Below are 25,873 nucleotides of genomic sequence, written 5' to 3'. Positions count from 1 at the left end.
CTCGCACAGTCGAAGCGACATGGCGCAAGGCTGGTGAAATGCTCGACTGCTTCTCGCCAGCCGAATGCGCAAACTACCTCACAAACTCAGGATATGCTTCCGTATGAAAGCAGCAGGCTCTAGCGCAGTTCCAACGTCGCGGTTCAATAGTGCATTGCAGTCAAGCGCTCGCCTGAAACGCTTGACCACTTCGGCCCGTCTTCAAGCCAGATACGGACCGATGCATTCGGTCACGGACGCCACGTCCTCGACCCGCATGCCCGCGACATTGATCCGTCCGGAGTCCGGCATGTAGATGCCGTGTTCGGCCCGGAGTTTCCGGACATTTTCGGGGGAGATCGGCAGCAGGGAAAACATGCCCTCCTGGGCGCCTATATGGGCGAGCTCGGAACGAAATCGACCAAAGGCCTCTCCGGCCGCGCGGCGGATCTCCGTTATGCGGATGCGCATGTCATTCAACTCATCCATCCAGGCCTGGCGGCGTGACGCATCCTGGAGGATTGCCGCGACGATGGCCGCTCCGTGCGCGGGCGGCATGGAGTAGCTCGCGCGGGCATAGCCTGCGAGATTGCCGATCGCCTTGTTCAACGATGCCTGCCGGTCTCCGACCAAATAGACCGCGCCGGTACGCTCCCGATAGAGCGAAAAGGATTTCGAGCAGGAGACGGCAACCATGGCTTCGCCGACCGCTTCGATGACCATCATCATGCCGGCTGCATCTTCGGCCCGGCCGTGCCCCAGGCCCTGATAGGCATTGTCGAAGAGGGGGAGCAATCCCCGGGCGGCGGCGATGTCGGCAATATCTCGCCAGTTCTGTTGCGATAAAGCTGCGCCGGTCGGGTTATGGCAGCTCGTCTGCAACAGCACCGCGTCGCCGGGAGCGGCGTTCTGCAGGGCCGTCAGCATGTCGTCGATCAGAACGGCCTGCTTGCCGATATCGAAGAAACGATAGGTTCCGGCCTGAAGGCCGACGGCGGCAAAGATCGCCTGATGGTTGACCCATGTCGGCGTACCGATCCAGATCTTGCGCCGCTTGTCGAGAGCAAGCAGCTCAGCGGCCAGGCGCAGGGCGCCGGTGCCGCCCGGCGTCTGAATTCCGGCGAGCAGCCTGCCGCAATGGCGCCCGCCGAAGACTTCGTGTGCCAATGTCCGCAGGAAGAGAGGATCGCCCTCGGGGCCGATGTAGGATTTGGATTCTTGCGTTTCCCAGAGATAATGCTCGGCCGTCTTGACGGCTTTCATGACCGGCGTGCGGCCCGTTTCATCGCGATAGACGCCGACCCCGAGATCGACTTTCCCGGGTCTCGGATCGGCCGCGAACTTGGCAATCAATTCCAGCAGAGGATCGGGCTTCTGCTCTGTCAGACTATCGAAAAACGCCGTCTTGTTCATTGGTGCCTCCCTCCATTTATTGAGGCCAATCCTGCAGGACCCGCACGAATTCGGTCAACCATGCGTTCGTCTGGTGGCCGTCCAGGGAACGGTGGTCGATCGTCAGGGAGACATAGGCCATCGGGCGGATCTGGATCGTATCGACTCCGTCGGCCTCCCGAACGACGACACGCTTTTCCAGCTTGCCGATACCGAGAATGGCCGACTGCGGCTGGTTGATGATGATCGGGGATGCCAGCAGCGAGCCGGAAACCCCGTGATTGGAAATGGTGAATGTTCCGCCCTTCAGCTCGTCACCCTTGAGGGTATTGGATCGGGCCCTGTTCGTCAGATCCTGCAGCCGGGCGGCGATTGCCTCAAGCGAAAGATCCTGCGCGTGCCGGATCACCGGTGCGACCAGGCCTTTGTCGCCCAATGCGATCCCGACGCCGATATTGACGTCCTCGAATATCTCAAGGCTGTCATCGTGCCACTGACTATTCACCTCTGGTACGACCTTCATGGCCGCGACAGACGCCGCCACGAAATAGGCGGTATAGGACAAGTTCACGCCTTCGGCTTTCAGGCGCTCCTTATGGTGATCGCGATGGCGCATGATCGCCATGAAATCCGCTTCAAAAACCGCCGTGACTTGCGGTGCCGTCGTGAAGGATTCGGCCATGTGTCTTGCGATCGCAAGCCGCATGGCCGAATGGGGTACGGTCCGGGATTTGCCGTCAACCGGAGTTGCCGCGAAAGGCTGCTCGCCGCCGACCTGTTGCGGTACCGGAGCGGCCGGATGGGGCTTACCGGCTTCGAGCGCGTGATCCATATCGGCGCGCGTGACGCGCCCGCCCTTGCCGCTGCCTTTCAGCGTCGCCGGATCGATCTCGTATTCTTCGGCGGCCTTGCGAACGGCCGGCGAATAATAGTTGGAGGCTATTGCGGCTGTGGTCGGGACTGGCTGCACCTGCGAGGGAGCAGAGGGTGCTTCCATTGCAACGCTGTTCGCTTTGGTGCTCATTCGCCCGAGGATCGCCCCCGGCGCTGCGTCATCGCCGTCTTCCATGGCGATCTCGCTCAGGATGCCGTCGCATGGCGCCGCTATCTCCTGGGTCACCTTGTCGGTTTCGAGTTCGACGAGGGCATCGCCCTCTTTCACATGATCGCCGATCTGCTTCAACCAGTTACGGACGATCGCTTTCGTGCCTTCCTGTTCGAGCGGAGCCGTGATCTCGATGGTATTCGTCATGCTCAAAACTCCAGGATTTCGGCGATGCGTTTGGCGATCCGTTCCGTCGAAGGCACGGCCCATTCCAATAGGACGGGGTTATGTGGGCTCGGGATATCGGGCATGGTCAGGCGGGAGACCGGCGCATCGAGATCCATGAACGCCTTGTCCGCAATGACGGCGGCAATTTCGGCGCCAAAGCCACCGGTCTCGAGATCTTCATGAACGATCAGGCAGCGATGCGTCTTGGCGACCGAGGCAAGCACAGCCTCCTGGTCCCAGGGCATCAGCGTGCGAAGATCGATGACATCGGCGGAGATGCCTTCGGCTGCCTCCTCGCAGCGGTGCACCATCGCACCCCAGGTGACGATGGTGATGTCGTTGCCGGTCCGTGTCAGCTTCGCCTTACCGAAGGGCAGCGCGAAATCGTCGCCGGGATAGGCGCGGCGTGCCCATGCGTGATCGAGCATTGCCCTGTGCTCGAAGAAGATAACCGGGTCGTTGCCGCGGATCGAGGTACGCAACAGGCCGACGGCATCCTCAGCATTTGAGGGAACGGCGACCTTCCATCCGGGCTGATGAACGAAGGCCACCTCGTTGGTCTGGCTGTGCCAGGGGTCGCCGCATTTGAAGAAGCCGCCGGGCATGCGCACCACGACCGGGGCGGCGAAGCGATTGTTGGTGCGCCAGCGAATGGTGCCGCAGTCGTTCAGCTGTTCGGTGGCTGGTTCCGCATATTTCCGGAACTGGATTTCCGGGATGGGCACGAGCCCGGCAAGTGCCATGCCAACCGCGCGGCCGATGATCCCCTCCTCGGACAATGAGGTATCGAAAACGCGCTCGTTGCCGAATTTTTCCTGCATCCCAAGGGTTACGGCATGGACGCCGCCCTTCAGGCCGATATCCTCGCCGAACATGACGACGCGCTCGTTGATCGACATCTCGTGTTCGAGCGTTCTGCGGATGGCGGTGACCATGTTGATGCGCGGGCCGGAGGTCGCCGGTTCGTTCGTTGTCGCCGGAGGCACATATCCGGCTGGATGCTGGCCCCCCATCGTCTGCATGTCGCCATCGAAGAACACATGGCGGGTCACCGAAGTGGGATCGGCGACCGGCCGTTCCTCAGCTGCTGCGCGGGCGCTTTCGGCTACCTCGCGCGCTTCGCTTTCACAGGCGGTCCATTCCTCCATCGACATAACGGCGGGGACGAGAAATTCCTTCAGGCGCGGTAGCGGATCGCGCTCCCACTCACGCCTCACGGTTTCCTCGCTCTTATAGGTCTGCGTGTCCTGAAAACTGTGGCCCTCGAGCCGGGGAACCGTCAGCCGCAAAAGAGCGGGCTTGCGCGCTTCGCGAACGAAGGAGACCGCATCCTGTACGAGGTGTGCGGCCTCGGCCGGGTCGCAGCCGTCGCCATCGAATATCGCAAGGTTCTTCCAGCTGGCGAGATTGGCTGCAATATTCCCGCCGGGTGTCTGAACCGTCGACGGCACCGAAATGCCGAAGCCATTATCCTCGATGAAAAACAGCATCGGCAATGCCTGCGTCGTTGCGGCACTCAGTGCGGCCCAGAAGCCGTTCGAGGCGACGGAGCCGTCGCCCCCGAGGACGACGCCGATATCCCGCGCATACTCTTCGTGGCCCAATGTGGTCGCGTAGTATTTCATCGCCTGCGCCCAGCCGGCAGTCGGCGTGTATTGCGCACCGACGCCACCGCACATGGGCAGGGCCGAGGCACCGGAGAGGTTCGGATAATTGAACACGACGCCAATATCGCGCCCGTCGGAATAGCCGCCGGCGCGCCCCATGGCCGAGCCGAGCGCATCGGCCGGATCGACGCCGAGCGAGAGCAGAAGCGGCCTTGAGCGGTAATAGCCGCAGGTCGCGTCGTGCAGGCCGGTCAGCTGCGTGCCGAGAAGGATTTGCGCCATGTCGTGGCCGCGCGCCGAAAACTGGTAGAGCACCTTTTTTTCCGGAACCAGGCGCGTCTCTTCCAGCTCATCGAGGGCTCTTGAGAGATGGATGAGGCGGGCGACCCTGCGCCAGTCGATACGGTGGTCGGGCGCGTTGCTCTCATGCTTTTTTATCGCCAGTTGGGCCATTTGCTCCTCCTGCATCTGGTCGCATGATTCTAATTCAAGTGGCCGCGTTATTCCTTTCAATCTCATGGAAATTGACCTAGTATTTGATGGTTTTAATTCATAAATGGCAGATTTTTGAATGGAAGATTTCGACCTTGATCATATCGACAGAGCGATCCTTCGCGTGCTGCAGGAAGAAGGCGATATCAGCCAGGCGGCGCTGGCCGAGAAGGTGGGCGCGTCGCCTGCCTCCTGCTGGCGAAGGATCAAGGCACTGGAAAGCGCCGGCGTGCTCGGCAGGACGGTCCGCCTGGTCGATCCCGACAAGATCGGCAAGGGTCTCAATGTCTTCTGCCAGGTCAAGATGAAGACCCATGATCCCGCGACCCGCCGCGATTTCGAACAATTCATCGCGAGCTATCGCGAAGTGCTCGAATGCTATTCCATGTCGGGTGAGTGGGATTATCTGATCCGCGCGGTGGTTGCCGATGTCCGGGAATATGAAGGACTGCTGATGCGCGGTATCCTGACCCATGAAGCCGTGTTGAGCTCGTCGTCGCACTTCTCGCTGAAATGCGTCAAATACACGACGGCGTTGCCGACGAATGTCACACGATAGAAGCCTCTGGCTGCGCTCACCTTGAACATTATGAGCATCTCACGCTAATAGATCCTAACGATTGCGGATGCGGAGCAGAGTTGGATTGTCGGCTGATAACGTCAAACTCGGCGATGATTTGAGCGAAGCGGTTACGGCGCTTCTCGTCGATCTGCCCATCAAGGCCGCGAGTTTCATCGTCACGATCTACGGCGATGTCGTCGAGCCGCGGGGCGGAGTCGTCTGGATCGGCAACCTCATCGAGACATGCAAGAGCGTTGGGATCACCGAGACGCTGGTGCGCACCGCCGTGTCGCGACTGGTTACGGCCGGCCAGCTTGCCGGAGAGCGGGAAGGGCGCCGCAGCTACTATCGACTGACGGACGCGGCCCAAGCGGAATTCGCCGAAGCCGCCAGTCTCTTCTATGGGCCGGAGCCTGCCGTCCGGTGGCAATTCGTCCTGATCAATGGCCCCGCTCCCGAAGAGATCATGCAGGGCCTCGAGCGGGACGGCTTCGCCCGATTGGGCCCCCGTCTTGCGATGGGAACGCATCCCGCGCTGCCCTTGCCGGGTCGCGTTGTCGTCTTCGATGCTCAGCTCGCAACCGAGAACGGCGCCTTGAGGGAGTTTGCAGAAGAGGCCTGGAACCTGCAGCACTTCGCGGAAGCCTATAGCGAGTTTACCGCGCGATTTGGCGCGTTTTCGCAGCGAGTCGGAGATTGTGCGGCTTTATCATCATTCGATTGCCTGATCGCGCGGCTGCTGCTTGTCCACCAATACCGGCTGATCATGCTGCGCGAGCCGCATCTTCCGAAATCGGCCCTGCCGGGCAACTGGCCGGGCAAGGAGGCTAGGCGCCTGTTTGCCGATCTCTATCTGCTGTTGTCGAAGAAGGCCGATGCCTATGTCGGCCGCCGTTTTGTCAACGAGGCCGGAAAGCTGAAAGAGGCGACGCCGGCAAGCCAAAACCGGCTCGATCGCCTCAAGTTCCGCTGAAAGATCAGTTCTCTCAGTCACATGGCGTGTGGGTCCTCCCCGTAGCGTGCTTTCACGACGTTAAATGTCACAGAAAACTCGGAAAATTGATTTGTATTGTGACATATCGCGTGCTAATACAATGACCGATCGGTCGGTTAATGCATATGCCGCCAAGTAGGCGTTTCATGGAGGAGAGCGTGAAACAGGCCTATACTGACGTGCGTTGAAGCTTCAGCTCGGCTGAGGTTCAAGACTACGGCAGGTCTGCGCGCTCATGAGCGCGCCGGACGCGCTAGGACGGAGGAAAGATCAATGTACGCACAGATGGTGAAAACCGATGGCGCCCGCATCCGTTCCCTCGACGAGATGGACCCTGAGGAGCGCGCCTTTCAGGAACGCATCGATGCCGGCCAGAAGATAGAGCCGAAGGAGTGGATGCCGGAAGGCTACCGCAAGACCTTGATCCGTCAGATCAGCCAGCACGCCCATTCCGAAATTGTCGGCCAGCTTCCGGAAGGTAACTGGATTACCCGCGCGCCGACACTGGAGCGCAAGGCGATCCTGCTCGCCAAGGTCCAGGATGAAGCCGGCCACGGCCTCTATCTCTATTGTGCCGCCGAGACGCTCGGCATCAGCCGCGACGAGATGTATGAGCAGCTGCATTGCGGCAAGGCCAAATATTCCTCGATCTTCAACTATCCGACGTTGACCTGGGCCGATATCGGCGCGATCGGCTGGCTGGTCGATGGCGCTGCCATCATGAACCAGGTTCCCTTGCAGCGCTGTTCCTACGGCCCTTATTCGCGGGCCATGATCCGTATCTGCAAGGAAGAAAGCTTCCATCAGCGCCAGGGCTTCGACATCCTGATGAAGATGGTGAAGGGCACGCCGGCTCAGAAGGCCATGGTGCAGGATGCGTTGAACCGCTGGTGGTGGCCTTCGCTGATGATGTTCGGCCCTTCAGATGACGCCTCCGTGCATTCGGCTCAGTCGATGGCCTGGAAGATCAAGCAGAATTCCAACGACGAGCTGCGGCAGAAATTCGTCGACCAGACCGTGCCGCAAGCCGAATATCTCGGCCTTACCGTTCCCGATCCGGCTCTCAAATGGAACGAGGAAAAGGGTGGCTACGATTTCGGCGAGCCGGATTGGGAAGAGTTCTTCAACGTGATCGCCGGCAACGGCCCCTGCAATGCGGAGCGTCTCAATGCCCGCAAGCAGGCCTGGGATGATGGTGCATGGTTCCGCGACGGCTTGACGGCCCATGCCGAAAAGGCGGCGGAGCGCCGGGCCGCCGCAAAGGTCGCCGCCGAATAAAGCCGGCAGGATAGGGAGTGAGAACATGTCCAGCGAGTGGCCGCTTTGGGAAGTCTTCATCCGTGGTCAGCACGGCCTCAACCATCGCCATGTCGGCAGCCTGCACGCGCCCGATGCCGAAATGGCGATCAACAATGCGCGCGATGTCTATACCCGCCGCAACGAGGGCGTCAGCATTTGGGTGGTGCGGTCTGCCGAGATCACCGCCAGCGCGCCTTCGGAAAAAGGCCCGCTCTTCGACCCCTCCAATTCGAAGGTCTATCGTCACCCGACCTTCTTCGACATTCCCGATGAAGTGGGGCACATGTGATGGCGACCGCTACCTTTGAGCCGACAGTCGATCGAGCCGCTCTCGTCGAATTCCTGGTTCGCATCGGTGACAATGCGCTGGTCCTCGGCCATCGCGTTTCCGAATGGTGTGGCCGCGGGCCGGCGCTGGAGGAGGATATCGCGCTTGCCAACACGGCGCTCGACCTCATCGGCCAGACGCAGCTCTGGCTCGGTCTGGCGGGCGAGGTGGAAGGCAAGGGCCGCTTGGCTGATGATCTCGCCTATCTGCGAGACGGTTTCGAGTTCCGCAATATATTGCTCGTCGAGCGCCCCAACGGCGATTTCGGCAAGACACTGATGCGGCAATTCCTCTTTGACGCCTGGCATTATCTGCTGCTGAAAGCGTTGAAGGGTTCGAGCGACCGTCGCATCGCCGAGATTGCCGAAAAGGCCTTCAAGGAAGTTTCCTACCACCTCGATCGCAGCCGTGACCTGATCATCCGCCTGGGCGACGGCACGGCCGAAAGCCATCGCCGCATGCAGGATGCCCTGGACGATCTCTGGCCCTTCACCGGCGAAATGTTCGTCGGCGACGCCGCCGATGTCGCGCTGGCGCAGGCCGGGGTGATCCCGGAACCGCAAAGCCTCAAACCCGGCTGGGACGAGATCGTTTCCGATGCGCTCGCCGATGCGACCCTCGCTCGCCCGGCGGATGGCTACATGCACAAGGGCGGCCGGCGCGGCGTTCACACCGAGCATCTTGGCTATCTGCTTGCCGAGATGCAATTCCTGCAGCGCGCCTATCCGGGCGCGACCTGGTAGGAGGCTGGCATGGCGACCGCACTTCATCCTTCGGTCGACGAGGTCTGGCACTGGCTGTCGGAGGTGCCGGACCCGGAAATTCCGGTGATTTCGCTGACCGATCTCGGCATCATCCGCGACGTCGGCTGGCAGGACGATACGATTGTTGTCACGGTGACGCCGACCTATTCGGGCTGCCCCGCCACGACGGTGATCAACCTCGATATCGAGCGGGCATTGGCCGAAAAGGGCCTCGACCGGGTGCGCCTCGAGCGCCAGCTGTCGCCTGCATGGACGACGGATTGGATCAGTGCCGAGGGGCGCGAGAAGCTGCGCGCCTACGGCATCGCCCCGCCGATCGATGGCACGGCTGCCGACGGCGTGCTGATGAAGCGTATCGACCGGCTTTCCGGCCGCTCCAACCTTACCATCGCCTGTCCGCGCTGCGGATCGACAACTACGGAAAAGATCAGCCAGTTCGGTTCGACGCCATGCAAGGCGAGCTATCGCTGCACCGACTGTCTCGAGCCGTTCGATTACTTCAAGTGCATTTGACCCCAATAGGACGAGGCCCCGCATCCATGGCACGTTTCCATCCCCTGACCGTCACCGATGTGCGTCGCGAGACGCGCGATGCGGTCGTCGTCACGCTTGCGCCATCCGAGGAGGATCGGGCCGTCTTCGATTTCACGCAAGGGCAATATCTCACCTTCCGCCGCAAGTTCGACGACGAGGAACTGCGTCGCTCCTATTCGATCTGCGCCGGCAAGGACGAAGGCGTGCTGAAGGTCGGCATCAAGCGCGTGGATGGCGGCTGCTTCTCGACCTGGATCAATGAAAACCTCAAAGCCGGCGACACGCTGGAAGCCATGCCGCCGATGGGCGCTTTCTTCACGGCGATCGAGCCCGATCTCGCAAGGCACTATATCGGCTTCGCCGGCGGCAGCGGCGTCACGCCGCTTCTCTCGATCATCAAGACCGTGCTGGCGCGCGAGCCACGCTCGGTCTTCACCCTGGTCTACGCCAACAGGCAGATCAGCTCGATCATGTTCCGCGAAGAGCTCGATGATCTGAAGAACCTCTATCTCGGCCGCCTGTCGGTGCTGCATTTTCTCGAAAGCGAAGCGCAGGAGATCGATCTTTTCACCGGTCGGATCGACGCGGAAAAATGCAAGGCGCTCTTCAAGAGCTGGATCGATCTGACGTCGGTTGCGACCGCTTTCATCTGCGGCCCCGAGCCCATGATGCTGGCGATCGCTTCGGCGCTGCGCGAGCACGGCATGCGCGACGACCAGATCAAGTTCGAGCTCTTCGCCTCCTCCCAGCCGGGCCGCGCCCGCCGCAAGGTGGAGAGCGCAGCCGCCGCGGATCATGGAACGAGCTGCGAGGCGACCGTTACGCTCGACGGGGCAACGCGTGTCTTCAAGTTTCCCAAGCATGGCCAGTGCCTGCTCGATGCCGCGCTCGAAAACGCGATGGACGTGCCCTATGCCTGCAAGGCCGGGGTCTGCTCCACCTGCCGCGCCAAGCTTCTCGAAGGCGAGGTCGAGATGGAGGTCAATCACGCGCTTGAGGATTATGAGGTGCGCCAGGGCTATGTGCTGACCTGTCAGTGCTATCCGCTCACTGACCGCATCGTCGTCAGCTACGACCAGTAGGGTCGCATCGAAGGGAGGAATAAGATGTCCGAGACGATGCCGATCGAGCAATATCTGGAGGAGGGCGGCATCCTGTCCTCTCCCGACAATGCGCCTCCCCGCTATCGCGGCGAATTGCTGCGATTGATGGCGAGCTTCGTCGACAGCGAACTGGCCGGTTCAGCTGGCTTTGCCGATATTATCAACGATGCGCCTGGCATTCAGGAAAGGATTTCCGCAGCGCGCATCGTGCTGGAAAAGACCGATCATGCCGGCCAGGTCCTGAAGATCATGGAGACCTTCGGTGTCGACGGCGGCCGGTATGCCGTGCACCACCCCTGGGCGGTGCGGCTTTCTCGTGAGGCCGATATCGGTGCCGTCAGGCAGGGCGGCGACATGCGGCTTTCCGTCTTCCACTATCCGCTGGAAGGCTGGGTGGATGCGGTTGTCATGAACGTGTTGATGGGCGCTGCCAGCGTTGTGCAGCTGAAGGAGCTCGCACGCGTTTCCTATCAGCCGGTCGCCGAAGTCTTTCGCGCAATCCTGCCGCGCGAAAAGCGCCATGCGGAGCTCGGCGCTGCCGGTCTAGCCCGCATCGTCGCCGATGACGAGGGGCGGGCGAAGGCGCGCGCTTCGGTCGCCTATTGGTATCCCCGCGTTGCGGCGAGTTTCGGCCATGCCGGCTCGGCTCGCTTCGAGACACTGTCGCGCTTCGGCTTGCGCCATACGCCTAACGAGACCCTGCTTGCCGAATGGCAGGCCGAGGTCGATGCGCAGATGTCTGCGCTTGGATTGATCTAAGCAATCCCAGGAAAAGCGTGCAGCGGTTTTCCGTTCGGGATTGCCGGAAAAGACGAAGGAAGGAAATTCGGATGAACATCATGGCAAACCAGCCGCGGCGGCTTGAAAGCTATGTCGGCGGCGCCTGGGTCGCCGGCGCCAAGCAAGGCGTGCCGCTGCTCGATGCGTCGACCGGTGCGCCCGTCGCCTTAATCGATTCCTCGGGCATCGATTTCAAGCAGACCCTGGCGCATGGTCGCGACAAGGGTGGCCCAGCGCTCAGGCGCATGTCCTTCCATGAGCGCGCCGCCATGCTGAAGGCGCTCGGCCAGGCGCTGCTCGACAGGAAGGAAGAATTCTACGCGCTCTCGACGGCGACCGGCGCCACGCGCGCCGATAGTTGGGTCGATATCGAAGGCGGTATCGGCACCCTGCTTTCCTACGCCTCCAAGGGCCGGCGCGAGTTGCCGAATGCACGCGTGCTGCTCGACGGCGATGTGGAGCCACTCTCCAAGGATCAGAGCTTTTCCGCGCAGCATATATTGAGCCCGCTCCAGGGCGTCGCCGTTCACATCAATGCTTTCAACTTCCCTTGTTGGGGAATGCTGGAAAAGGTGGCGCCGACCTTGCTTGCAGGCGTTCCCGCCATCGTCAAGCCGGCGAGCCAGACGGCCTATCTCACCGAACTCATGGTTCGCCGCATCATCGAGACCGGCCTGCTGCCGGAAGGCGCGCTGCAACTCGTTTGCGGCTCGGTTGGTGATCTCCTCGATCACGTCGAGGGCCAGGATGTGGTGACCTTCACCGGTTCCGCTGCAACCGGCCAACGTCTGAAGACGCATAAGGCGCTCATCGAAAATTCCGTGCGCTTCACCATGGAGGCCGACAGCCTAAACGCGGCTATCTTCGGCCTCGATGCGGCACCCGGCACAGAGGAGTTCGACCTCTTCGTCACGGAAGTCGCCCGTGAGATGACCGTGAAAGCCGGCCAGAAATGCACCGCCATCCGTCGTGTCATCGCTCCCCGCGCCTATAGCGAGGCGCTGATTGCCGCCTTGAACGATCGCCTCGGCAAGACGGCGATCGGCAATCCGGCCGACGAGACGGTTCGCATGGGGCCGCTTGCGAGCCTCGGCCAGCGCGAGGAGGTGCGGGCGCGTATCCGGGATCTTGCTGCCGATGCCGAGATCGTCGGCGGTGATCCCGATAATCCGAGTGTCGTGTCTGGCGATGCGAATGTCGGCGCCTTCCTCAATCCCGTCTTGCTCTATTGCGACAAGCCGGGCTCGGCGCGTGCCGTTCACGAGGTCGAGGCCTTCGGTCCGGTCAGCACCGTCATGCCCTATGACACGGCGGAAGAGGCGGTCGATCTGGCGCGACGCGGCAAGGGCAGCCTCGTTGCCTCGGTCTTCACCAATGATCCGCATTTCGCCGAGGACGTGGTTCTCGGGCTCGCGCCGTTCCATGGCCGTGTGATGATCGGCAACCGCGCCAGCGCCAGGAGCTCCACCGGCCACGGCTCGCCACTGCCTGGCCTCGTCCACGGCGGTCCCGGCCGCGCCGGCGGCGGCGAAGAGCTCGGCGGCATCCGCGGCGTGAAGCACTATATGCAACGCACCGCCGTTCAGGGCACGCCGCGCCTGCTTTCGGCCGTTACCGGACGCTGGATGGATGGCGCGGATGCCCGCACCGGCAGCGAACATCCTTTCCGCAAGTCGCTCGCCGAGCTCAAGATCGGCGACCAGCTCATAACCGCGAAGCGCACGGTCACGCTCGACGATATCGAGCACTTCGCCAGTTTTACCGGCGATACCTTCTATGCCCATATGGACGATGAGGCTGCCAAGGCCAATCCGTTCTTCGACGGCCGCGTGGCGCATGGCTATCTCATTGTTTCGTTCGCGGCCGGCCTTTTCGTCGATCCGGCTCCTGGCCCGGTCCTTGCAAATTACGGTGTCGATAATCTGCGCTTCCTGACACCGGTCAATCCGGGTGATACGCTTAAGGTGCAGTTGACCTGCAAGGAGATCAATCCCCGCATCAATGCCGAGCATGGCGAGGTGCGTTGGGATTGCAAGGTAACCAACCAGCTGGATGCCGTCGTCGCGCAATATGACGTTCTGACGATGGTGGCGAAAACGAGAGAGTGAGCGCATGACGACAATCGAGCAAGACCCGCATCGCCTGGAAATGACCGTGCTGATGACGCCGGACATGGCGAATTTCAGCGGCAAGGTGCATGGCGGCGCCCTTCTGAACCTGCTCGATCGCGTCGCCTTTTCCTGCGCGTCGCGCTATTCCAAACAATATGCGGTGACGCTGTCGGTCGACCAGGTCTTGTTCAAGGAGGCGATTCAGGTGGGCGAATTGGTCACCTTCCGCGCCTCGATCAACGACACGGGCCGTACCTCCATGGAAGTCGGCATCCGGGTCGAGGCGGAAAACATCCGGTCCGGCCAGCGCCGCCACACCAATTCCTGTTATTTCACCATGGTCGCCGTCGACGAGGCCGGCCGCCCGGTTCGCGTGCCCGAGCTGGTGCCGGTAACGCCGGCCGATATCCGCCGGCACAAGGCCGCCCAGCTTCGCCGGACGTTGCGCCGCGAATTCGCGCAGCGGCTTGATGCGGTGGCCGAGACCGGACGCGACGTGGAAGGATTGGGAGGCGACTGAATGGCGCAGATCTATTCCTATGACGGCGTGATCCCGGTCATCGATGCCGCAGCCTTCGTGCATCCTGCCGCAACCGTCATCGGCGATGTCATCGTCGGTCCCGCCTGTTATGTCGGGCCGGGTGCCGTGCTGCGCGGAGATTTCGGGCGCATCGTGCTCGAGCGCGGTTCGAACGTACAGGAGACCTGCGTTGTCCATAGTTTCCCGAATCTGGAAGTGACGATCGGCGAGGCGGGGCATATCGGCCATGGCGCGGTGCTGCATGGCTGTCGCATCGGCGTCAATGCCATGGTCGGCATGAATGCTGTCATTATGGATGAGGCCGTCATCGGCGAGAACGCCATCGTGGCCGCCATGGCCTTCGTCAAGGCCGGCGCCGAAATCCCGGCAAACAGCCTCGCCGTCGGTTCGCCGGCGCGTGTCGTGCGCGAGTTGACGCCGGAGGAGATCGCCTGGAAGCGCCAGGGTACCGCCATCTATCAGCGCCTGGCGCTGGAGGCGAAGGAGAAGCTGGTGGCCGTCGAGCCATTGACCGCGCCCGAGCCGGATCGACGCCGCATTCGGGCGCCGGAATACGATCCGCTTATCCTTGAAAGGATGAAGCTCGGCGACTGACCGGCGGCGTCAACGCCGCCTCAACGGACGGCCTTGACCCCTTCGAGGATGAGGGTGGTGGCAATGTCAGCATATTCGTCACGGGTGATCGGTCCATTGGGCCGGAACCACATATAGACCCAGTTCATCATGCCGAAGAGCGACATGGTCACCGGCATCAGCAACGGCCTGTTCTTGTTGAGGTCCGGGTTGAGATCCTCGATGACGCTGGAAAAGCGTTTGACGATCCGCCGTTCGATCGTCCGCAATTCCGCTAGCTGCTCCTGCGATAGGGCATGCGTGCCGTTCAGCTGAACCTTGTGTTCGTTGTCGGCGCCTTCATAGTTCTTCAGCACCGCTTTCACGAGCAGGCGCAGGCGTTCCTGCGGCGCAACATCAGTGCGATCCGCTGTTTCGATCGCGCTTTCCAGCTCCGTCAGATGTGTTTGCACGATGTCGAAGATCAGCGCGTCCTTGCCGGGATAGTAGTGATAAAGCAGGGCTTTCGAGATGTTGCCATGCGAGGCGATCATCGACATGGATGCCTTCTCCATGCCCATATCGGCGAAGACTGCCGCTGCGCTTGCCAAGATGCCACGCTGCTTTTCCTCGAAATCAACTGCGCGCGTGCGTGCCATGTGATCCTGCTCTGCTCATTCCCGATTGACCTTAACCGTACCTGGCGGCCGTTCTTCCTATATACAATCAAATGCTTGCCAGACTAAAGCGCGTCGCGATCTTTCAGATTCGCTTCTCGTGCATTAGGCCTTTGATGTCGCGCATGTCGTTGCCGCAAAACCGCTGCACACTTTTGCGCGACATGCGTTATCCCGCCGGGTGCCGATCATTCTTTCGGGCGGTTGTCGACAATGCGTTTCGCCTTGCCTTCGGAACGTGCCACGCCGCCCGGCGGATGCACGGTAATCTTGGTCGTGATGCCGACCACGCTCTTGATATGGTGGATGAGTTCCCTTGCCGAAACGTTTCGCGCCGCTTCGTCCGACGCCTCCGGCGTGCACTCCACATGAACGGTCATGTCGTCCATGCGGCCGGCGCGCGTCAGTTCGATCTGGAAATGCGGCGCGAGCCCGCGGCATTTCAGGATCTGCTCCTCGATCTGGGTCGGAAAGACGTTGACGCCGCGCAGGATCATCATGTCGTCGGAGCGACCCGTCACCTTCTCCATGCGGCGCATGGAACGAGCCGTGCCGGGCAGCAGTCGCGTCAGGTCGCGCGTGCGATAGCGGATGACCGGCAGGCCTTCCTTGGTGAGCGTGGTGAAGACCAGCTCGCCGATCTCGCCATCGGGCAATGCCGCGCCGGTGACCGGATCGATGATCTCCGGATAGAAATGATCTTCCCAGATGTGCAGCCCGTCCTTGCTCTCGACGCATTCGCTGGCGACACCCGGCCCCATTACTTCCGACAGGCCGTAAATATCGACGGCGTGCATGTCGAAGGCGTGCTCGATTTCCGCACGCATGGCATTGGTCCATGGCTCGGCTCCGAAGATACCGACGGCGAGCGAGCTTTCGCGCGGGTCGAGGCCCTGGCGGCGGAATTCGTCGAGGATCGACAGCATGTAGGAAGGGGTCACCATGATGATGCGCGGCTTGAGATCCTGTATCAGCGCGACCTGCCGCTCCGTCATGCCGCCGGAGACCGGTACGACCGTGCAGCCGAGTTTCTCCGCGCCATAATGCGCGCCGAGGCCGCCGGTGAAGAGGCCGTAGCCATAGGCGATATGGACGATATCGCCGGCGCGACCGCCGGAGGCGCGGATCGAGCGGGCAACGAGGCTCGCCCAGGTATCGATGTCCCTGGCCGTATAGCCGACGACGGTCGGCTTGCCGGTCGTTCCGGACGAGGCGTGGATGCGGACGAGCTTCTCGCGCGGCACGGCGAACATGCCGAAAGGATAGGTGTCGCGAAGATCCTTCTTCGTGGTGAAAGGGAATTTGGCGATGTCCGGCAATGTCTTCAGGTCTAAGGGATGCACGCCGGTTTCATCGAAACGCTTTCTATAGAAGGGCGAATTCTCATAGGCGTGTGTGAGCGACCACTTCATGCGCTCGAGTTGCAACGCGGAAATCTCGTCGCGCGAGGCCATCTCGATCGCCTCGAGCTCGCCGGCGCGCGGGGAAAGGTTTTCCATGAATGTCTCCTCCAGAAATGCCAGATGTTGCCGGCGTGAACCGCTAGTCCGGCAGAAGCGTGCCCTTGACCGTTCGCGAGTGGCCGCGGAATTCCGCGATCTGCTCGCCCTCCTGATTGGTAACCGCGATGTCGTAGATACCGCCTCGTCCGCGGCGCGACACCTCCCGTGCCGTCGCCGTCAGCCGGTCGCCCTTGAACGCCGGCGCGATGTAGGTCACCGAACAGTGCTGGGCGACGGTGCGCTGATTGTAGGTATTGCAGGCGAATGCGAAGGCCGAGTCGGCTAAAGTGAAGATGTAGCCGCCATGGCAAGTGCCATGACCGTTCGTCATTGCCTCGGTAATCGCCATCGAAAGGCTTGCTTCGCCGGGGACGACGGCAAGCAGTTCCATGCCGAGGCGGCGGCTGGCATTGTCTTCGTCCCACATGCATCTTGCACAGGCTTCCGCGAGCGCCTGCGTGGTAAGGTTTTCGACTGTGCTCATCGCCCCTTGAACTCCGGTTTGCGCTTTTCGAGAAAGGCGGTGACGCCTTCGGCATAATCGGCGCTGCGGCCGGCCTCGCGCTGCAGGTCGCGCTCAAGATCGAGTTGCTCGTCAAGCGAGTTGGTCGCCGCCGCCTGGATGGCGCGCTTCGTCAGACCAAGGCCTTTCGTCGGACCGGCAGCGAGCTTGATGGCAAGGGCCGTTGCCTCGTCCATCAGCTTGTCGTCGTCCACCGCGCGCCAGATCAGGCCCCAGCCAGCCGCCGTTTCCGCATCGAGCGGCTCGGCCGTTAGCGCTAACGCTTTGGCGCGAGCTTCGCCGATGAGCCGCGGCAGGTTCCAGGTGCCGCCGGAATCCGGCACCAGGCCGATTTTCGCAAAGGCCTGGATGAAGCGGGCTGAACGGGCGGCAAGCGTGATGTCGCAGGCAAAAGCGATATTGGCGCCGGCGCCGGCCGCCACGCCGTTGACCGCGCAGACAACGGGCTTTTCCAGGCTGCGGATGAGGCGGAGCAACGGATTGTAGAAGGTCTCGATCGTATGGCCGAGATCCGGCGTTCCCTTGCGCGGGTCACGGTCGCCGAGATCCTGGCCGGCCGAGAAGCCGCGGCCGGCTCCCGTCAGGAGCACCGCACGCACCTCCGCATCCTTGTGCGCACGCTCGAAACCGGCGCGCAGCGCCAGATGCATTTCCTCGTTGAAGGAATTGAGTTTGTCGGGTCGATTGAGCGTGAGGCTCAAAACGCCATCGGCTAGTGCCGACAGAATGGTGTCGGAATCGGACATGCTTCCTCCCCGTCGCCTTTCCCATGGCGACTGGGGAAAATTCTTGCATAAACCGACCGGTCAATCAATTATAAAAGCAGCGATTGGGAAGAAGGCCTTTCGTAGAGGCTGGAAAGCGGAGCCCAATTATTGGCTCACCAGCGAAGCGGCTGCCGGATTGTAGCCAACTCCATTTCCGCGTAGCATCGGCTCACGCCTTTTTGGGAAACTCGGGGGGAGGTCCTGCGACATGGCGAAGCTTGTGTTCGCTTTGAACCAGTCGCTGGACGGCTATGTCGACCACACGGACTTTGCGCCCGATGCCGCGCTCTTTCATCATTTCATCGACGACGTGCGCGGGCTGGCCGGCAGTGTGTATGGTCGCCGCATGTACGAGGTGATGCGGTATTGGGACGACGATCATTCCGAGTGGGACGAGGAGCGACGTGATTATGCAGCAGCCTGGCGGAGCCTGCCGAAATGGGTCGTGTCGCGCTCGCTGAAATTAGTCGGCCCGAATGCCACTCTTGTCGCTGATGACATCGAGGCGACGATACGCGAATTGAAGGCTCGACTGAATGGCGAGATTGAAGTTGCCGGGCCTGAGTTGGCGCGAAGTCTGACCGACCTTGGTCTTGTCGATGAATATCGGCTGTATCTCCATCCCGTCGTGCTTGGTCGCGGCAAGCCATTCTTTGCCGGTCCGCGGCCGCCGCTCCACCTGGTGGCGAGCGATCGCATTGGCAAGGACGTGATCAGGTTGACATACGTTCCCGCATAGTCGCGCGACATACAATAGGCCTTGGTCCGGCTACGGTCGATCACCGTCGCATGGGGAGCCGAGCAAGGCGATGCCGGACGAAATCGGCGGTCATCCAACTACGCTCTTTACAAATGACCGACGGTCAGTCATAAATAACGCCATCATCGGAATCTGGAGACGTTCGAATGGTCGCCCTTATTTTGGGTGTGGGGACCGCAGCAGCGCGGAGCCGTTGCTGTCCGCATCTCATCGCATAGGAGAAATCCCCATCATGATCCGTCACGATCTTAGCCAATGGCCGCTTGTGCTGTCCGCCGCCCGTGATTCGATGTCGCGCGAAGAACAGCTTGCTTTCCTCTCCGACTGGACGTCGTGGCTGGACCGCGGCGAACCCTTTTCAACCCTGCGTGTCTTTACGGATGTTGACGCGCTCGAGCGCCCCGAAGGCAGCGCAAGGGAGGCAAGGGCCTGGCTTCAGTCCAACGGCGAGCGGATCAAGCGGCTCGTGATCGGCATGGCGACCGTCGTGCCGGCCAGTGCCTTGGAAGAGATGAGCCGGATGAATGCCGAAAAGCTGTATGGCGTCCCGGCGCAGATCTTCGATGAGGCCAACGAGGCGACGATGTGGCTCGCCTCGGTTTCCGCCGTGCGCGGAAAGCCGGTGCACATGGGACATGTGCTGCGAAGCCTGACCGATTTGTGCAGGCCGTCATGATGGCGTTCAAAACCTTGCTGCCTGATTGCGACGAGACGCACTGGCCGCTGGCGATCGTGGTCGCGGAGGCAAGGCTGGGCGCCGATGGGATAGGATCGGACCTCGATACGATCGAGCGCTGGCTGGCGCACGAAAAGCCGTTTGCTCTTCTGTTGATCTCCGCATACGGACCGCCGCTTGCCAGCGATGCGGCCTTGCTGGCTATGGTGGCGCAGCGGATCGGGATTGTCCGCGACGCGCTTCATCGGTTTCTGCTCGGCATTGCCGTCGTCGTTCCGGCGGCGACGGCTGACGGCGTGCGGCAAAGTCTTGCTCGTCTTCCGCTTCATATGCCGCTAGAAATCTTCAACCAGGCTCCGCCCGCGGCGGAATGGCTACGCAGTTCCATTCTCGTGCCGGCGGGCCTTGCCATTGATAGGCTGTAGATGAGGAAAAGCCCGTGACCGCCGCAGAACGCCCGCGCCCGCGCACCAAGCCCCCGGAAATCCGCCGGGAGGAACTGATGGACGCCGCGCAGCGCCTGTTTCTGGAGAAGGGCTTTGCCGCGACCAGCGTTGCGGAAATCGTCGAGGCCGCCGATGTCGCCAAGGGCACTTTCTATCTCTATTTCCAGACGAAAGAGGATGTTCTTGCCGCTCTGAAGGCGCGCTTCATCGAGCGCTTTTGCGAAAAGATAGACGCGGCAGCCGCGGCGGCGTCTTCCGGCAGCTGGATGCATAGGCTCGATGTCTGGATAGGGTCATGCGTGGTCGGCTATCTCGACGAGGTCGCGCTGCACGATCTGGTTTTCCATGAGTTCCACCCGGCCAAACGCGGCATGAAACGCGCCAACCCGCTGGTAGCACGCCTTTCATCCTTCCTGCTGGAAGGGCAGGAAGCCAAAGCCTTCTCCTTCATCGACGCCCGGCTCTCGGCCGTCATGCAGTTCAATGCCATGCACAGCGCCGTCGATGACTGTCTGGCCGACGGACCGACCGTCGATCGGCAGAAACTGGTCGACGCCGTTACCGATTTCTGTCGGCGCTCCGTCTGTCCCTGAGCTGCCTGCGCCGGCAATCCACAAGCCGGCCTATAAAGGACCGGCCGTCGCCCCTTGATCTTCATGGCATTTTACTAAGTATCGCCGTCGATGCACCGAGTGACAGGATGGGATTGATGGCAGGCGAAGCTAGAGGCAAGGCTGTGGATTTATCGGTCGATGATGCGTTCTTCGACCTTCTGACGGATAGTTTTCGTCGCATCGTAGGCGTTGCCCTTGTCGATGAAGGAACCGGGACGGATTGGCTCTATCGCGACGCGCCCTTCGTGGTCGTCGCCCATAATACGGATGCCGATCCCCGTTTCGTCTACGCCAACAAGGCAGCGCAGAACTGCTTCGAATATCCGTGGGATGAGTTTGTGACGCTCCCCTCGCGGCTTTCGGCGGAGCTTCCCGATCGTGCGGAGCGCCAACGGCTGTTGGACGCGGTGACGCGCGATGGCTTTATTTCCGACTATCGCGGGCTGCGGATTGCAAAATCCGGGCGTCGTTTTTGGATCGAAGACGGCATTGTCTGGCAGCTCGTGGATCGCGACGGGAATTTGCGCGGGCAGGCCGCCACATTTTCCAAATGGAAGGATGCCTAGAGTCGTGGGACAAGCATGTCATGCGGCCGTAAATTCACGGTGGAAAATCCCGAGTTGCGAGAGGTTGATGGCTTCGCTCGCTGCAGTCGTGCGTCCGATGAATTCGTCGATCAGGAATGCAATATGCCCGGCCGCCATTTTCACAATGGCGAGTTGGCAGCTCTTTGAGGGAATGTCGCCGAGCATCGGCGCCAAATCGTAAACCGGTACCAATTCGCCACGATACGACGTGTGACCGAGTGTCGCACGACACGAATCCGGGCCTTTGCCGAGCGGTCGCCAATTGTCCGCTCGCGCGACGATCGTTCCATCAACGAAGGTACATAGCGTGTTGTGCACGCGAACCGCCATCGCAGCGCGGCGGCGAAGGAAAGCTGACAGAGCCATGAAAGCACTTTTCCCCTTGAGGGACCCCTTGCTCAAAAGTGCAGCCGTCTGAGGCGAACCGGCTCGCGGATGCCTTGGCACTGTCATGGTGCCGCCGAAATCAGCTCGGCCAGACACACCGATAGTAGAGCAGCGGTCTTGCTGACGACTTGCAGGCTTATTTAAAATTCTAACGAGGAACGATTTTCGGTCATGCAGCGCTCGGCAGGATCGGTGAAGGGCACTGCCGATAGCCTGGCCGGCCGTCCTATCGATAAAGAAGATTGAGACGCTGCGTGCCGGTCGTCAAACGACTGTATGAAGTGTATATTAGCTGAAATACTTTGGCATTGCCGCGTCAGGCGCGTTACGTGATGCCTTCCTGGTATGGTCGCGTTGATAAGACCGTATCGTTGAATATATGAGCAAATAATCACCAATGCACTGCCCGAAGTTTCTGGCCGGTGTCGTGGCCATGTTTCTTGCTTCATCGTGAAACTTCGAAGATCGTTGTTATGTCAAACCACTGGATATTGCCCGGCAATCCAATTTTTCCGACCCGTACTCTCGAGGAGACACAGTATTTTCTGGCTGAGCTCGAAGCCTGCACAACTCAGGAGGAGCTGGCCGAGGTCGTCATTCGATATGTGGAGCCTTTCGGCGCGACCAATGTTCTGGTCGGCACCATGCCCCAGATTGGCGCGACTAAACGCCAGCAGATAGGCCATGTCCTGATCAATGCCTGGCCGAATGATTGGTCGGCTCGCTATTTTTCTCAGAACTATCTCTTCAAGGATCCGACGATCACGCTGGTGCGCAAAGGGCTTGAAAGCTTTTTCTGGAACGACGACGAAGTCGTCGGATTTCGGTCCGGGCTGCGTGTTATGGGCGAAGCCAAGGAGTTCGGCCTTGCCGAGGGTTTCACCATGACGCTTCCGAGCCTGGGGCAGGAACACGAACATGTCGGGTTTTCGATCGCCGGCGAGCGGCTTCAGCTCTCGCCGGAAAACAAGAGGAATCTGGCGCTTGTTGCGAATTTTGCAGTCTATCGCGCCTTGCGGATCCGGCGCACTCAGCAAAACAGCAGCGTCCTTAAATTGACGGCACGGGAGCGTGAGGTTCTTCAGCTGGCGGCCGAAGGCTGGAAGGAGCGGCAGATCGCCTCTCGCCTCGGAATCACCGATCATGCCATCGACAAATACATGCGCTCCTGCCGCGAAAAGCTTGGTTCGCGCAATACTAATCACGCAATTGCCCTTGCTCTGCGAAAGGGTCTGATTTCGTGAGGTACGCTTTTCCGTACCTGTGGTGATCGTGAAACGGCTCGATGATCAGCTTGCCCAAACAGGAGAGCTGTAGAGATGCTTCATATTATCACCGACCGGAACATGCACGACTATCAGGACGAGATGGATCAGGCATTTCGCCTGCGGCACCGCGTATTCGTCGAGGAGCGCGGATGGAATGATCTGACGCGTGCCGATGGTCGCGAGACCGACCAATTCGATACGGCAGATGCGGTGCACATGCTTTTCATCAATGAAGGCGAGGTTCTTGGATATCAGCGAATGCTGCCCTCCACCAAACCTCACCTCCTGTCCGAGGTGCTGCCGCAACTCTGCGAGCAGGAAAGGCCCGTCGGCTGGCACATATGGGAATGGACGCGCTATTGTGTCGAGCCGGCCTACAGAGAGCATGGCCGCGCCTTGAGCGCGGTTTCCAACACGCTGCTTTCGGGTTTTGTCGAATGGGGCTTGGAAAACGATATCAATACCGTGATCATCGAAATGCAGCCACTCTGGATCCTCCGGCTGCTGCAGCTTCATTTCCGGGTCAGCGCGCTTGGATTGCCGCAGTCGATTTCAGGAGAGGATGTCGTGGCTGTCACCGCATCGTTCGATGAACGCACGCTGGCGAAGCTTCGTTCCTTGAAGACAGACCTGCGCCGTCGCGCGGCTTAGATGGAATGCCATCGGATGCTTTAGCGGCATGCGCACGTCTGCTATTCGATATGCAGCCTCCTTCCTCTATATAATCAGCCCTCCAGCACGGTCGCTCAGTTCCGTGCTGGAGCGCCTGACGCATCCCACTGGTGTCGCCTGTTCTGCGGCGAATTGTTGGATATTGCGCGGCATCGAACGGAGGTTTTCGCCTTTCAATTTTCCTTTCTCTGGGGCATTCATAATTAATGAGGAATGCTTAATATAAGCAGTCCTTCTCTGCCTTCGAATAGTCTGTGAGATCAGTATGAACACGCGTTCCTCGCCACCCTCCGCGGAAACGATGCCAGCGCATCTGCTTGAAGAAACGACGGCCTTGATAACGGCCATGGAGGCAGCGCAGACCGAAGCCGACATCCTGCGGCTGGTGCTCGTCTATATCGGCCGCTTCGGCGCGACAAACGTGCTGGCGGGCACGATGCCGCCGATCGGCGACACCAAGCGACAGCAAGTCGGCCATATTCTTCTCAATGCGTGGCCGACCGATTGGATCTCCCGTTATTTCAGCAATGACTATCTGCGCCACGATCCGACGATAGGCATGGTCAAGGAGCAGCATGCGCCGTTCTTCTGGCGGGACATAGAGGGGCAGAGACTGCAGAATGTGATGGCGCGCGATGTCATGGGCGAAGCCGGGGAGTTTGGCTTGCGCGAGGGGTTCACCATTGCCCTGCAGACTTTTGATGGGACCGCAATAGGCTTTTCCATCGGCGGTGAGCATCTCGAGATCAGGGAGGAGGAGCGCGGCGGTCTGCAATTGCTGGCGACCTTTGCCGTGGATCGTGCCCTCCAGCTCCAGGAACTGGATCAGCTTCCTTTGCTGAAGGGCGTCACGCTAAGGGAAAGACGTGCGCTGCAATTGGCAGCGGACGGCTTGCGCGATCATGAGATCGCGGTGAGGATGGGCATCACCCATCATGGCGCCGAAAAGCATCTGCGCTCGGTTCGCGACAAGCTCGAGGCGAGAAACACAACCAACGCCATTGCGATCGCCATTCGGCTCGGTCTGATAAGATAGGATCGGCTCTCTGCGGCACCGGCTGGGAAGCTTCGCCAGACTGCACAGAATATTGATCGGGCGAATGAGTTCGTTTCGCCCAGCGGTGATAGTTTCTGTACCATTATTGCCTTTATTCAGGACTCTACTAAATAAAGTTTCGGACATAGCAAATTGCCTATCGTAATTCGGATCGTAAAAACTCGTGCTGAATCAGAAGCAGAGGCGTGCGAATGACGTTTGACTGGTCTGTTTGCTGAGGACGGCCGATTTGGACGCCACCAGCTTCAATCATGGCGAAGTCGATGCCGCCTACGGCGGCCGAAAGACGTTGTTCGGCGGCCACCGATATAAAAGCGCCGTTTCCCGCGATCCAGCCAAACCCGATCAAGATCGCTTTCAAAGCAGGCGCCGATCGCAGGCGTCAGTAAGGATGAGACAATTTTGGCGCGGAAGGGTCTCTCGTAAGCCTCGCCGGAGCCGGCACCATCAGAATTCCCAGCGACCTGTTCCCGAAAAATAGAGTTACCAGTCATGATAAAACGCATGGTGATCATGCTGATCGTCATAGGCCTGATCCTGGGTGGGATTTTCGGCTTCCAGGCATTCAAGAACCGCATGATCGCGGCGTATCTGGCTAACCTCAAGGCGCCACCGCAGACGGTCTCGACAATTACGGCGGCGACGAGCCCGTGGCAAACCACGCTGCAATCCATAGGCAGCTTCAATGCGGTCGAGGGCGCCAATCTCTCCGCCCAGGTGCAGGGCATCGTCCAGAAGATCGGCTTTCAGGATGGCCAGGATGTCAAGAAGGGCGATCTCATCGTGCAGCTGCTTGCCGACCAGCAGATCGCAACGCTGCAGCAATATCAGGCGTCGTCGGCGAACGCGCAGATCGCCTATGAGCGCGATTCCAAGCTGATCAAGGCAAATACCATCGCGCAAAGCCAGGTCGATAGTGATCTCGCCACATGGAAGGCTGCGCAGGCACAAGTCGCGTCGCAGCAGGCGCTGATCGATCAATATTCGATCCGCGCGCCCTTCGACGGGCACCTCGGCATCCGGCTGGTCAGCCTCGGCGAATATTTGGCGGCCGGGACCGCGGTCGTCACATTGCAGTCGCTCGACCCGATCCAGTTCGATTTCTCGATGCCGCAGCAGGCTTTGTCGCAACTGAAGGTCGGACAGGCGGTGACGGCAACGGTCGATGCCTATGGGAGCCAGACCTTCGAGGGCAAGATTACGGCAATCAGCCCGCTGGTGGATACCCAAAGCCGCAACATCACCATCCGGGCGACTTTCCCGAATTCCGATCGCAAGCTCCTGCCTGGAATGTTCGGCAACGTATCGGTAACGGTTGGGGAGCCGAAAGATTATATCGCCCTGCCGCAGACCGCCGTCACCATCAACCCCTACGGCAACGTCGTCTATGTCGTGACCGACAAGGGCGGCGGACAGGATGGAAAGCCGCAGCTTGTCGCCAATCAGAAATTCGTCAGCACAGGACAGGCGCGTGGCGATCAGATCGCGGTGACCAAGGGGTTGAACGCAGGCGAGGTGGTGGTGACCTCCGGCCAGCTGAAATTGAACAACGGCTCGCCTGTTATCATCAATAACGAGGTGCAGGCGTCGAACGATCCCAATGCAAATCCGGCAAACCCGAACTGA

29 protein-coding genes are annotated in these 25,873 nt (G+C 60.5%); 20 read left to right on the top strand and 9 right to left on the bottom strand.

The annotated features are described in order from the left end of the window. Positions 1-201 precede the first annotated feature (201 nt). From HGP16_RS32395 to HGP16_RS32385, 3 genes are read right to left on the bottom strand one after another with little or no spacing between them, the layout of a single operon-like run. Positions 202-1,392, bottom strand: coding sequence for an aromatic amino acid transaminase (locus tag HGP16_RS32395; RefSeq protein ID WP_168844035.1), 1,191 nt, complete (start codon positions 1,390-1,392; stop codon positions 202-204). A 16-nt stretch (positions 1,393-1,408) separates the two neighbouring features. Beyond that, the gene (locus tag HGP16_RS32390) at positions 1,409-2,623 is read right to left on the bottom strand and encodes a dihydrolipoamide acetyltransferase family protein (RefSeq protein WP_168844034.1); all 1,215 of its coding nucleotides are present in this window, start codon (positions 2,621-2,623) and stop codon (positions 1,409-1,411) included. A gap of 2 nt (positions 2,624-2,625) precedes the next feature. Next, a complete protein-coding gene (locus HGP16_RS32385; RefSeq protein ID WP_168844033.1) occupies positions 2,626-4,704 on the bottom strand; it encodes a transketolase C-terminal domain-containing protein in 2,079 nt (692 codons plus the stop codon). 118 nt (positions 4,705-4,822) lie between these two features. Between HGP16_RS32385 and HGP16_RS32380 the strand changes: the two genes are divergently transcribed. The 11 genes from HGP16_RS32380 to HGP16_RS32330 all read left to right on the top strand — a co-directional run bounded on the left by HGP16_RS32380 (position 4,823) and on the right by HGP16_RS32330 (position 14,353). Continuing rightward, positions 4,823-5,302 (top strand): Lrp/AsnC family transcriptional regulator, encoded by a 480-nt coding sequence (locus tag HGP16_RS32380; RefSeq protein WP_168844032.1) that lies wholly within the window; start codon positions 4,823-4,825, stop codon positions 5,300-5,302. Between the two features lie 85 nt (positions 5,303-5,387). Continuing rightward, positions 5,388-6,278, top strand: coding sequence for a phenylacetic acid degradation operon negative regulatory protein PaaX (gene paaX, locus HGP16_RS32375; RefSeq protein WP_246703638.1), 891 nt, complete (start codon positions 5,388-5,390; stop codon positions 6,276-6,278). A 294-nt stretch (positions 6,279-6,572) separates the two neighbouring features. Further along, positions 6,573-7,577, top strand: coding sequence for a 1,2-phenylacetyl-CoA epoxidase subunit PaaA (gene paaA / locus HGP16_RS32370; RefSeq protein ID WP_168844030.1), 1,005 nt, complete (start codon positions 6,573-6,575; stop codon positions 7,575-7,577). A gap of 25 nt (positions 7,578-7,602) precedes the next feature. Further along, on the top strand, positions 7,603-7,887 hold the full coding sequence (gene paaB, locus HGP16_RS32365; RefSeq protein WP_168844029.1) for a 1,2-phenylacetyl-CoA epoxidase subunit PaaB: 285 nt from the start codon (positions 7,603-7,605) through the stop codon (positions 7,885-7,887). Next, complete coding sequence (paaC, locus tag HGP16_RS32360) at positions 7,887-8,669, top strand: 1,2-phenylacetyl-CoA epoxidase subunit PaaC (protein WP_168844028.1); 783 nt, start codon at positions 7,887-7,889, stop codon at positions 8,667-8,669. Before paaB ends, paaC begins: the two co-directional genes overlap by 1 nt. Positions 8,670-8,678: 9 nt before the next feature. Next, entirely contained in the window at positions 8,679-9,203 is a 525-nt protein-coding gene (gene paaD / locus HGP16_RS32355; RefSeq protein WP_168844027.1) for a 1,2-phenylacetyl-CoA epoxidase subunit PaaD, read from the top strand. A gap of 26 nt (positions 9,204-9,229) precedes the next feature. Further along, positions 9,230-10,306, top strand: a complete 1,077-nt coding sequence (gene paaE / locus HGP16_RS32350) for a 1,2-phenylacetyl-CoA epoxidase subunit PaaE (RefSeq protein ID WP_168844026.1) — start codon at positions 9,230-9,232, stop codon at positions 10,304-10,306. A 24-nt stretch (positions 10,307-10,330) separates the two neighbouring features. After that, positions 10,331-11,086, top strand: coding sequence for a Phenylacetic acid catabolic protein (locus HGP16_RS32345; RefSeq protein ID WP_168844025.1), 756 nt, complete (start codon positions 10,331-10,333; stop codon positions 11,084-11,086). A 71-nt stretch (positions 11,087-11,157) separates the two neighbouring features. Next, positions 11,158-13,215 (top strand): phenylacetic acid degradation bifunctional protein PaaZ, encoded by a 2,058-nt coding sequence (gene paaZ, locus HGP16_RS32340; RefSeq protein WP_168844024.1) that lies wholly within the window; start codon positions 11,158-11,160, stop codon positions 13,213-13,215. 4 nt (positions 13,216-13,219) lie between these two features. Beyond that, positions 13,220-13,738, top strand: coding sequence for an acyl-CoA thioesterase (locus tag HGP16_RS32335; RefSeq protein ID WP_120668632.1), 519 nt, complete (start codon positions 13,220-13,222; stop codon positions 13,736-13,738). After that, entirely contained in the window at positions 13,739-14,353 is a 615-nt protein-coding gene (locus tag HGP16_RS32330) for a transferase hexapeptide repeat family protein (RefSeq protein ID WP_168844023.1), read from the top strand. Positions 14,354-14,373: 20 nt separating this feature from the next. On the opposite strand, the gene HGP16_RS32325 is transcribed toward HGP16_RS32330, so the two are convergent. The 4 genes from HGP16_RS32325 to paaG form a co-directional block, all read right to left on the bottom strand. Then, on the bottom strand, positions 14,374-14,970 hold the full coding sequence (locus HGP16_RS32325; protein ID WP_168844022.1) for a TetR/AcrR family transcriptional regulator: 597 nt from the start codon (positions 14,968-14,970) through the stop codon (positions 14,374-14,376). A 206-nt stretch (positions 14,971-15,176) separates the two neighbouring features. Further along, complete coding sequence (gene paaK, locus HGP16_RS32320) at positions 15,177-16,487, bottom strand: phenylacetate--CoA ligase PaaK (protein ID WP_168844021.1); 1,311 nt, start codon at positions 16,485-16,487, stop codon at positions 15,177-15,179. A 43-nt stretch (positions 16,488-16,530) separates the two neighbouring features. Further along, complete coding sequence (gene paaI / locus HGP16_RS32315; protein ID WP_168844020.1) at positions 16,531-16,974, bottom strand: hydroxyphenylacetyl-CoA thioesterase PaaI; 444 nt, start codon at positions 16,972-16,974, stop codon at positions 16,531-16,533. Further along, the gene (gene paaG / locus HGP16_RS32310; protein WP_168844019.1) at positions 16,971-17,759 is read right to left on the bottom strand and encodes a 2-(1,2-epoxy-1,2-dihydrophenyl)acetyl-CoA isomerase PaaG; all 789 of its coding nucleotides are present in this window, start codon (positions 17,757-17,759) and stop codon (positions 16,971-16,973) included. Before paaG ends, paaI begins: the two co-directional genes overlap by 4 nt. Before the next feature lie 229 nt (positions 17,760-17,988). Between paaG and HGP16_RS32305 the strand changes: the two genes are divergently transcribed. From HGP16_RS32305 to HGP16_RS32285, 5 genes are all read left to right on the top strand, one after another. Continuing rightward, complete coding sequence (locus tag HGP16_RS32305; protein ID WP_168844018.1) at positions 17,989-18,519, top strand: dihydrofolate reductase family protein; 531 nt, start codon at positions 17,989-17,991, stop codon at positions 18,517-18,519. 253 nt (positions 18,520-18,772) lie between these two features. Then, complete coding sequence (locus HGP16_RS32300; RefSeq protein ID WP_168844017.1) at positions 18,773-19,216, top strand: hypothetical protein; 444 nt, start codon at positions 18,773-18,775, stop codon at positions 19,214-19,216. Next, entirely contained in the window at positions 19,213-19,641 is a 429-nt protein-coding gene (locus HGP16_RS32295) for a hypothetical protein (RefSeq protein WP_168844016.1), read from the top strand. The genes HGP16_RS32300 and HGP16_RS32295 overlap by 4 nt, the downstream gene beginning before the upstream one ends. Before the next feature lie 14 nt (positions 19,642-19,655). Beyond that, positions 19,656-20,255: a TetR/AcrR family transcriptional regulator gene (locus HGP16_RS32290; protein ID WP_312862967.1), complete on the top strand. Its 600-nt coding sequence runs from the start codon at positions 19,656-19,658 to the stop codon at positions 20,253-20,255. A gap of 107 nt (positions 20,256-20,362) precedes the next feature. Beyond that, entirely contained in the window at positions 20,363-20,842 is a 480-nt protein-coding gene (locus tag HGP16_RS32285) for an MEKHLA domain-containing protein (protein ID WP_409526879.1), read from the top strand. A gap of 18 nt (positions 20,843-20,860) precedes the next feature. Here HGP16_RS32285 and HGP16_RS32280 read toward each other — a convergent pair whose 3' ends face one another. Next, a complete protein-coding gene (locus HGP16_RS32280; protein WP_312862966.1) occupies positions 20,861-21,181 on the bottom strand; it encodes a chemotaxis protein CheW in 321 nt (106 codons plus the stop codon). A 542-nt stretch (positions 21,182-21,723) separates the two neighbouring features. Here HGP16_RS32280 and HGP16_RS32275 point away from each other — a divergent pair. The 3 genes from HGP16_RS32275 (at position 21,724) to HGP16_RS32265 (ending at position 24,226) form a co-directional block, all read left to right on the top strand. Continuing rightward, entirely contained in the window at positions 21,724-22,494 is a 771-nt protein-coding gene (locus HGP16_RS32275) for a helix-turn-helix transcriptional regulator (RefSeq protein ID WP_168844013.1), read from the top strand. Positions 22,495-22,569: 75 nt separating this feature from the next. After that, entirely contained in the window at positions 22,570-23,169 is a 600-nt protein-coding gene (locus HGP16_RS32270) for an acyl-homoserine-lactone synthase (RefSeq protein WP_168844012.1), read from the top strand. A gap of 286 nt (positions 23,170-23,455) precedes the next feature. Then, positions 23,456-24,226, top strand: coding sequence for an autoinducer binding domain-containing protein (locus HGP16_RS32265; protein WP_168844011.1), 771 nt, complete (start codon positions 23,456-23,458; stop codon positions 24,224-24,226). A gap of 266 nt (positions 24,227-24,492) precedes the next feature. Here HGP16_RS32265 and HGP16_RS33840 read toward each other — a convergent pair whose 3' ends face one another. Further along, entirely contained in the window at positions 24,493-24,774 is a 282-nt protein-coding gene (locus HGP16_RS33840; protein WP_168880146.1) for a hypothetical protein, read from the bottom strand. Here HGP16_RS33840 and HGP16_RS32255 point away from each other — a divergent pair. Next, complete coding sequence (locus HGP16_RS32255) at positions 24,752-25,873, top strand: efflux RND transporter periplasmic adaptor subunit (RefSeq protein WP_246703636.1); 1,122 nt, start codon at positions 24,752-24,754, stop codon at positions 25,871-25,873. The two genes, HGP16_RS33840 and HGP16_RS32255, sit on opposite strands and share 23 nt — an antisense overlap.

This window comes from Rhizobium sp. P40RR-XXII (genome assembly GCF_012641405.1).
Classification (GTDB): domain Bacteria; phylum Pseudomonadota; class Alphaproteobacteria; order Rhizobiales; family Rhizobiaceae; genus Rhizobium.
Note: the sequence above shows the minus strand (reverse complement) of the source record. Positions and strands in the feature narration are given on the sequence as shown.

What these genes read in the sequence shown, in the direction of transcription:
- HGP16_RS32395 (WP_168844035.1), bottom strand. Translation starts at nt 1,392, where the DNA reads ATGAACAAGACGGCGTTTTTCGATAGTCTGACAGAGCAGAAGCCCGAT.
- HGP16_RS32390 (WP_168844034.1), bottom strand. Translation starts at nt 2,623, where the DNA reads ATGACGAATACCATCGAGATCACGGCTCCGCTCGAACAGGAAGGCACG.
- HGP16_RS32385 (WP_168844033.1), bottom strand. Translation starts at nt 4,704, where the DNA reads ATGGCCCAACTGGCGATAAAAAAGCATGAGAGCAACGCGCCCGACCAC.
- HGP16_RS32380 (WP_168844032.1), top strand. Translation starts at nt 4,823, where the DNA reads ATGGAAGATTTCGACCTTGATCATATCGACAGAGCGATCCTTCGCGTG.
- paaA (WP_168844030.1), top strand. Translation starts at nt 6,573, where the DNA reads ATGTACGCACAGATGGTGAAAACCGATGGCGCCCGCATCCGTTCCCTC.
- paaB (WP_168844029.1), top strand. Translation starts at nt 7,603, where the DNA reads ATGTCCAGCGAGTGGCCGCTTTGGGAAGTCTTCATCCGTGGTCAGCAC.
- paaC (WP_168844028.1), top strand. Translation starts at nt 7,887, where the DNA reads ATGGCGACCGCTACCTTTGAGCCGACAGTCGATCGAGCCGCTCTCGTC.
- paaD (WP_168844027.1), top strand. Translation starts at nt 8,679, where the DNA reads ATGGCGACCGCACTTCATCCTTCGGTCGACGAGGTCTGGCACTGGCTG.
- paaE (WP_168844026.1), top strand. Translation starts at nt 9,230, where the DNA reads ATGGCACGTTTCCATCCCCTGACCGTCACCGATGTGCGTCGCGAGACG.
- HGP16_RS32345 (WP_168844025.1), top strand. Translation starts at nt 10,331, where the DNA reads ATGTCCGAGACGATGCCGATCGAGCAATATCTGGAGGAGGGCGGCATC.
- paaZ (WP_168844024.1), top strand. Translation starts at nt 11,158, where the DNA reads ATGAACATCATGGCAAACCAGCCGCGGCGGCTTGAAAGCTATGTCGGC.
- HGP16_RS32335 (WP_120668632.1), top strand. Translation starts at nt 13,220, where the DNA reads ATGACGACAATCGAGCAAGACCCGCATCGCCTGGAAATGACCGTGCTG.
- HGP16_RS32330 (WP_168844023.1), top strand. Translation starts at nt 13,739, where the DNA reads ATGGCGCAGATCTATTCCTATGACGGCGTGATCCCGGTCATCGATGCC.
- HGP16_RS32325 (WP_168844022.1), bottom strand. Translation starts at nt 14,970, where the DNA reads ATGGCACGCACGCGCGCAGTTGATTTCGAGGAAAAGCAGCGTGGCATC.
- paaK (WP_168844021.1), bottom strand. Translation starts at nt 16,487, where the DNA reads ATGGAAAACCTTTCCCCGCGCGCCGGCGAGCTCGAGGCGATCGAGATG.
- paaI (WP_168844020.1), bottom strand. Translation starts at nt 16,974, where the DNA reads ATGAGCACAGTCGAAAACCTTACCACGCAGGCGCTCGCGGAAGCCTGT.
- paaG (WP_168844019.1), bottom strand. Translation starts at nt 17,759, where the DNA reads ATGTCCGATTCCGACACCATTCTGTCGGCACTAGCCGATGGCGTTTTG.
- HGP16_RS32305 (WP_168844018.1), top strand. Translation starts at nt 17,989, where the DNA reads ATGGCGAAGCTTGTGTTCGCTTTGAACCAGTCGCTGGACGGCTATGTC.
- HGP16_RS32300 (WP_168844017.1), top strand. Translation starts at nt 18,773, where the DNA reads ATGATCCGTCACGATCTTAGCCAATGGCCGCTTGTGCTGTCCGCCGCC.
- HGP16_RS32295 (WP_168844016.1), top strand. Translation starts at nt 19,213, where the DNA reads ATGATGGCGTTCAAAACCTTGCTGCCTGATTGCGACGAGACGCACTGG.
- HGP16_RS32285 (WP_409526879.1), top strand. Translation starts at nt 20,363, where the DNA reads ATGGGATTGATGGCAGGCGAAGCTAGAGGCAAGGCTGTGGATTTATCG.
- HGP16_RS32275 (WP_168844013.1), top strand. Translation starts at nt 21,724, where the DNA reads ATGTCAAACCACTGGATATTGCCCGGCAATCCAATTTTTCCGACCCGT.
- HGP16_RS32270 (WP_168844012.1), top strand. Translation starts at nt 22,570, where the DNA reads ATGCTTCATATTATCACCGACCGGAACATGCACGACTATCAGGACGAG.
- HGP16_RS32265 (WP_168844011.1), top strand. Translation starts at nt 23,456, where the DNA reads ATGAACACGCGTTCCTCGCCACCCTCCGCGGAAACGATGCCAGCGCAT.
- HGP16_RS32255 (WP_246703636.1), top strand. Translation starts at nt 24,752, where the DNA reads ATGGTGATCATGCTGATCGTCATAGGCCTGATCCTGGGTGGGATTTTC.
- HGP16_RS33840 (WP_168880146.1), bottom strand. Translation starts at nt 24,774, where the DNA reads ATGACGATCAGCATGATCACCATGCGTTTTATCATGACTGGTAACTCT.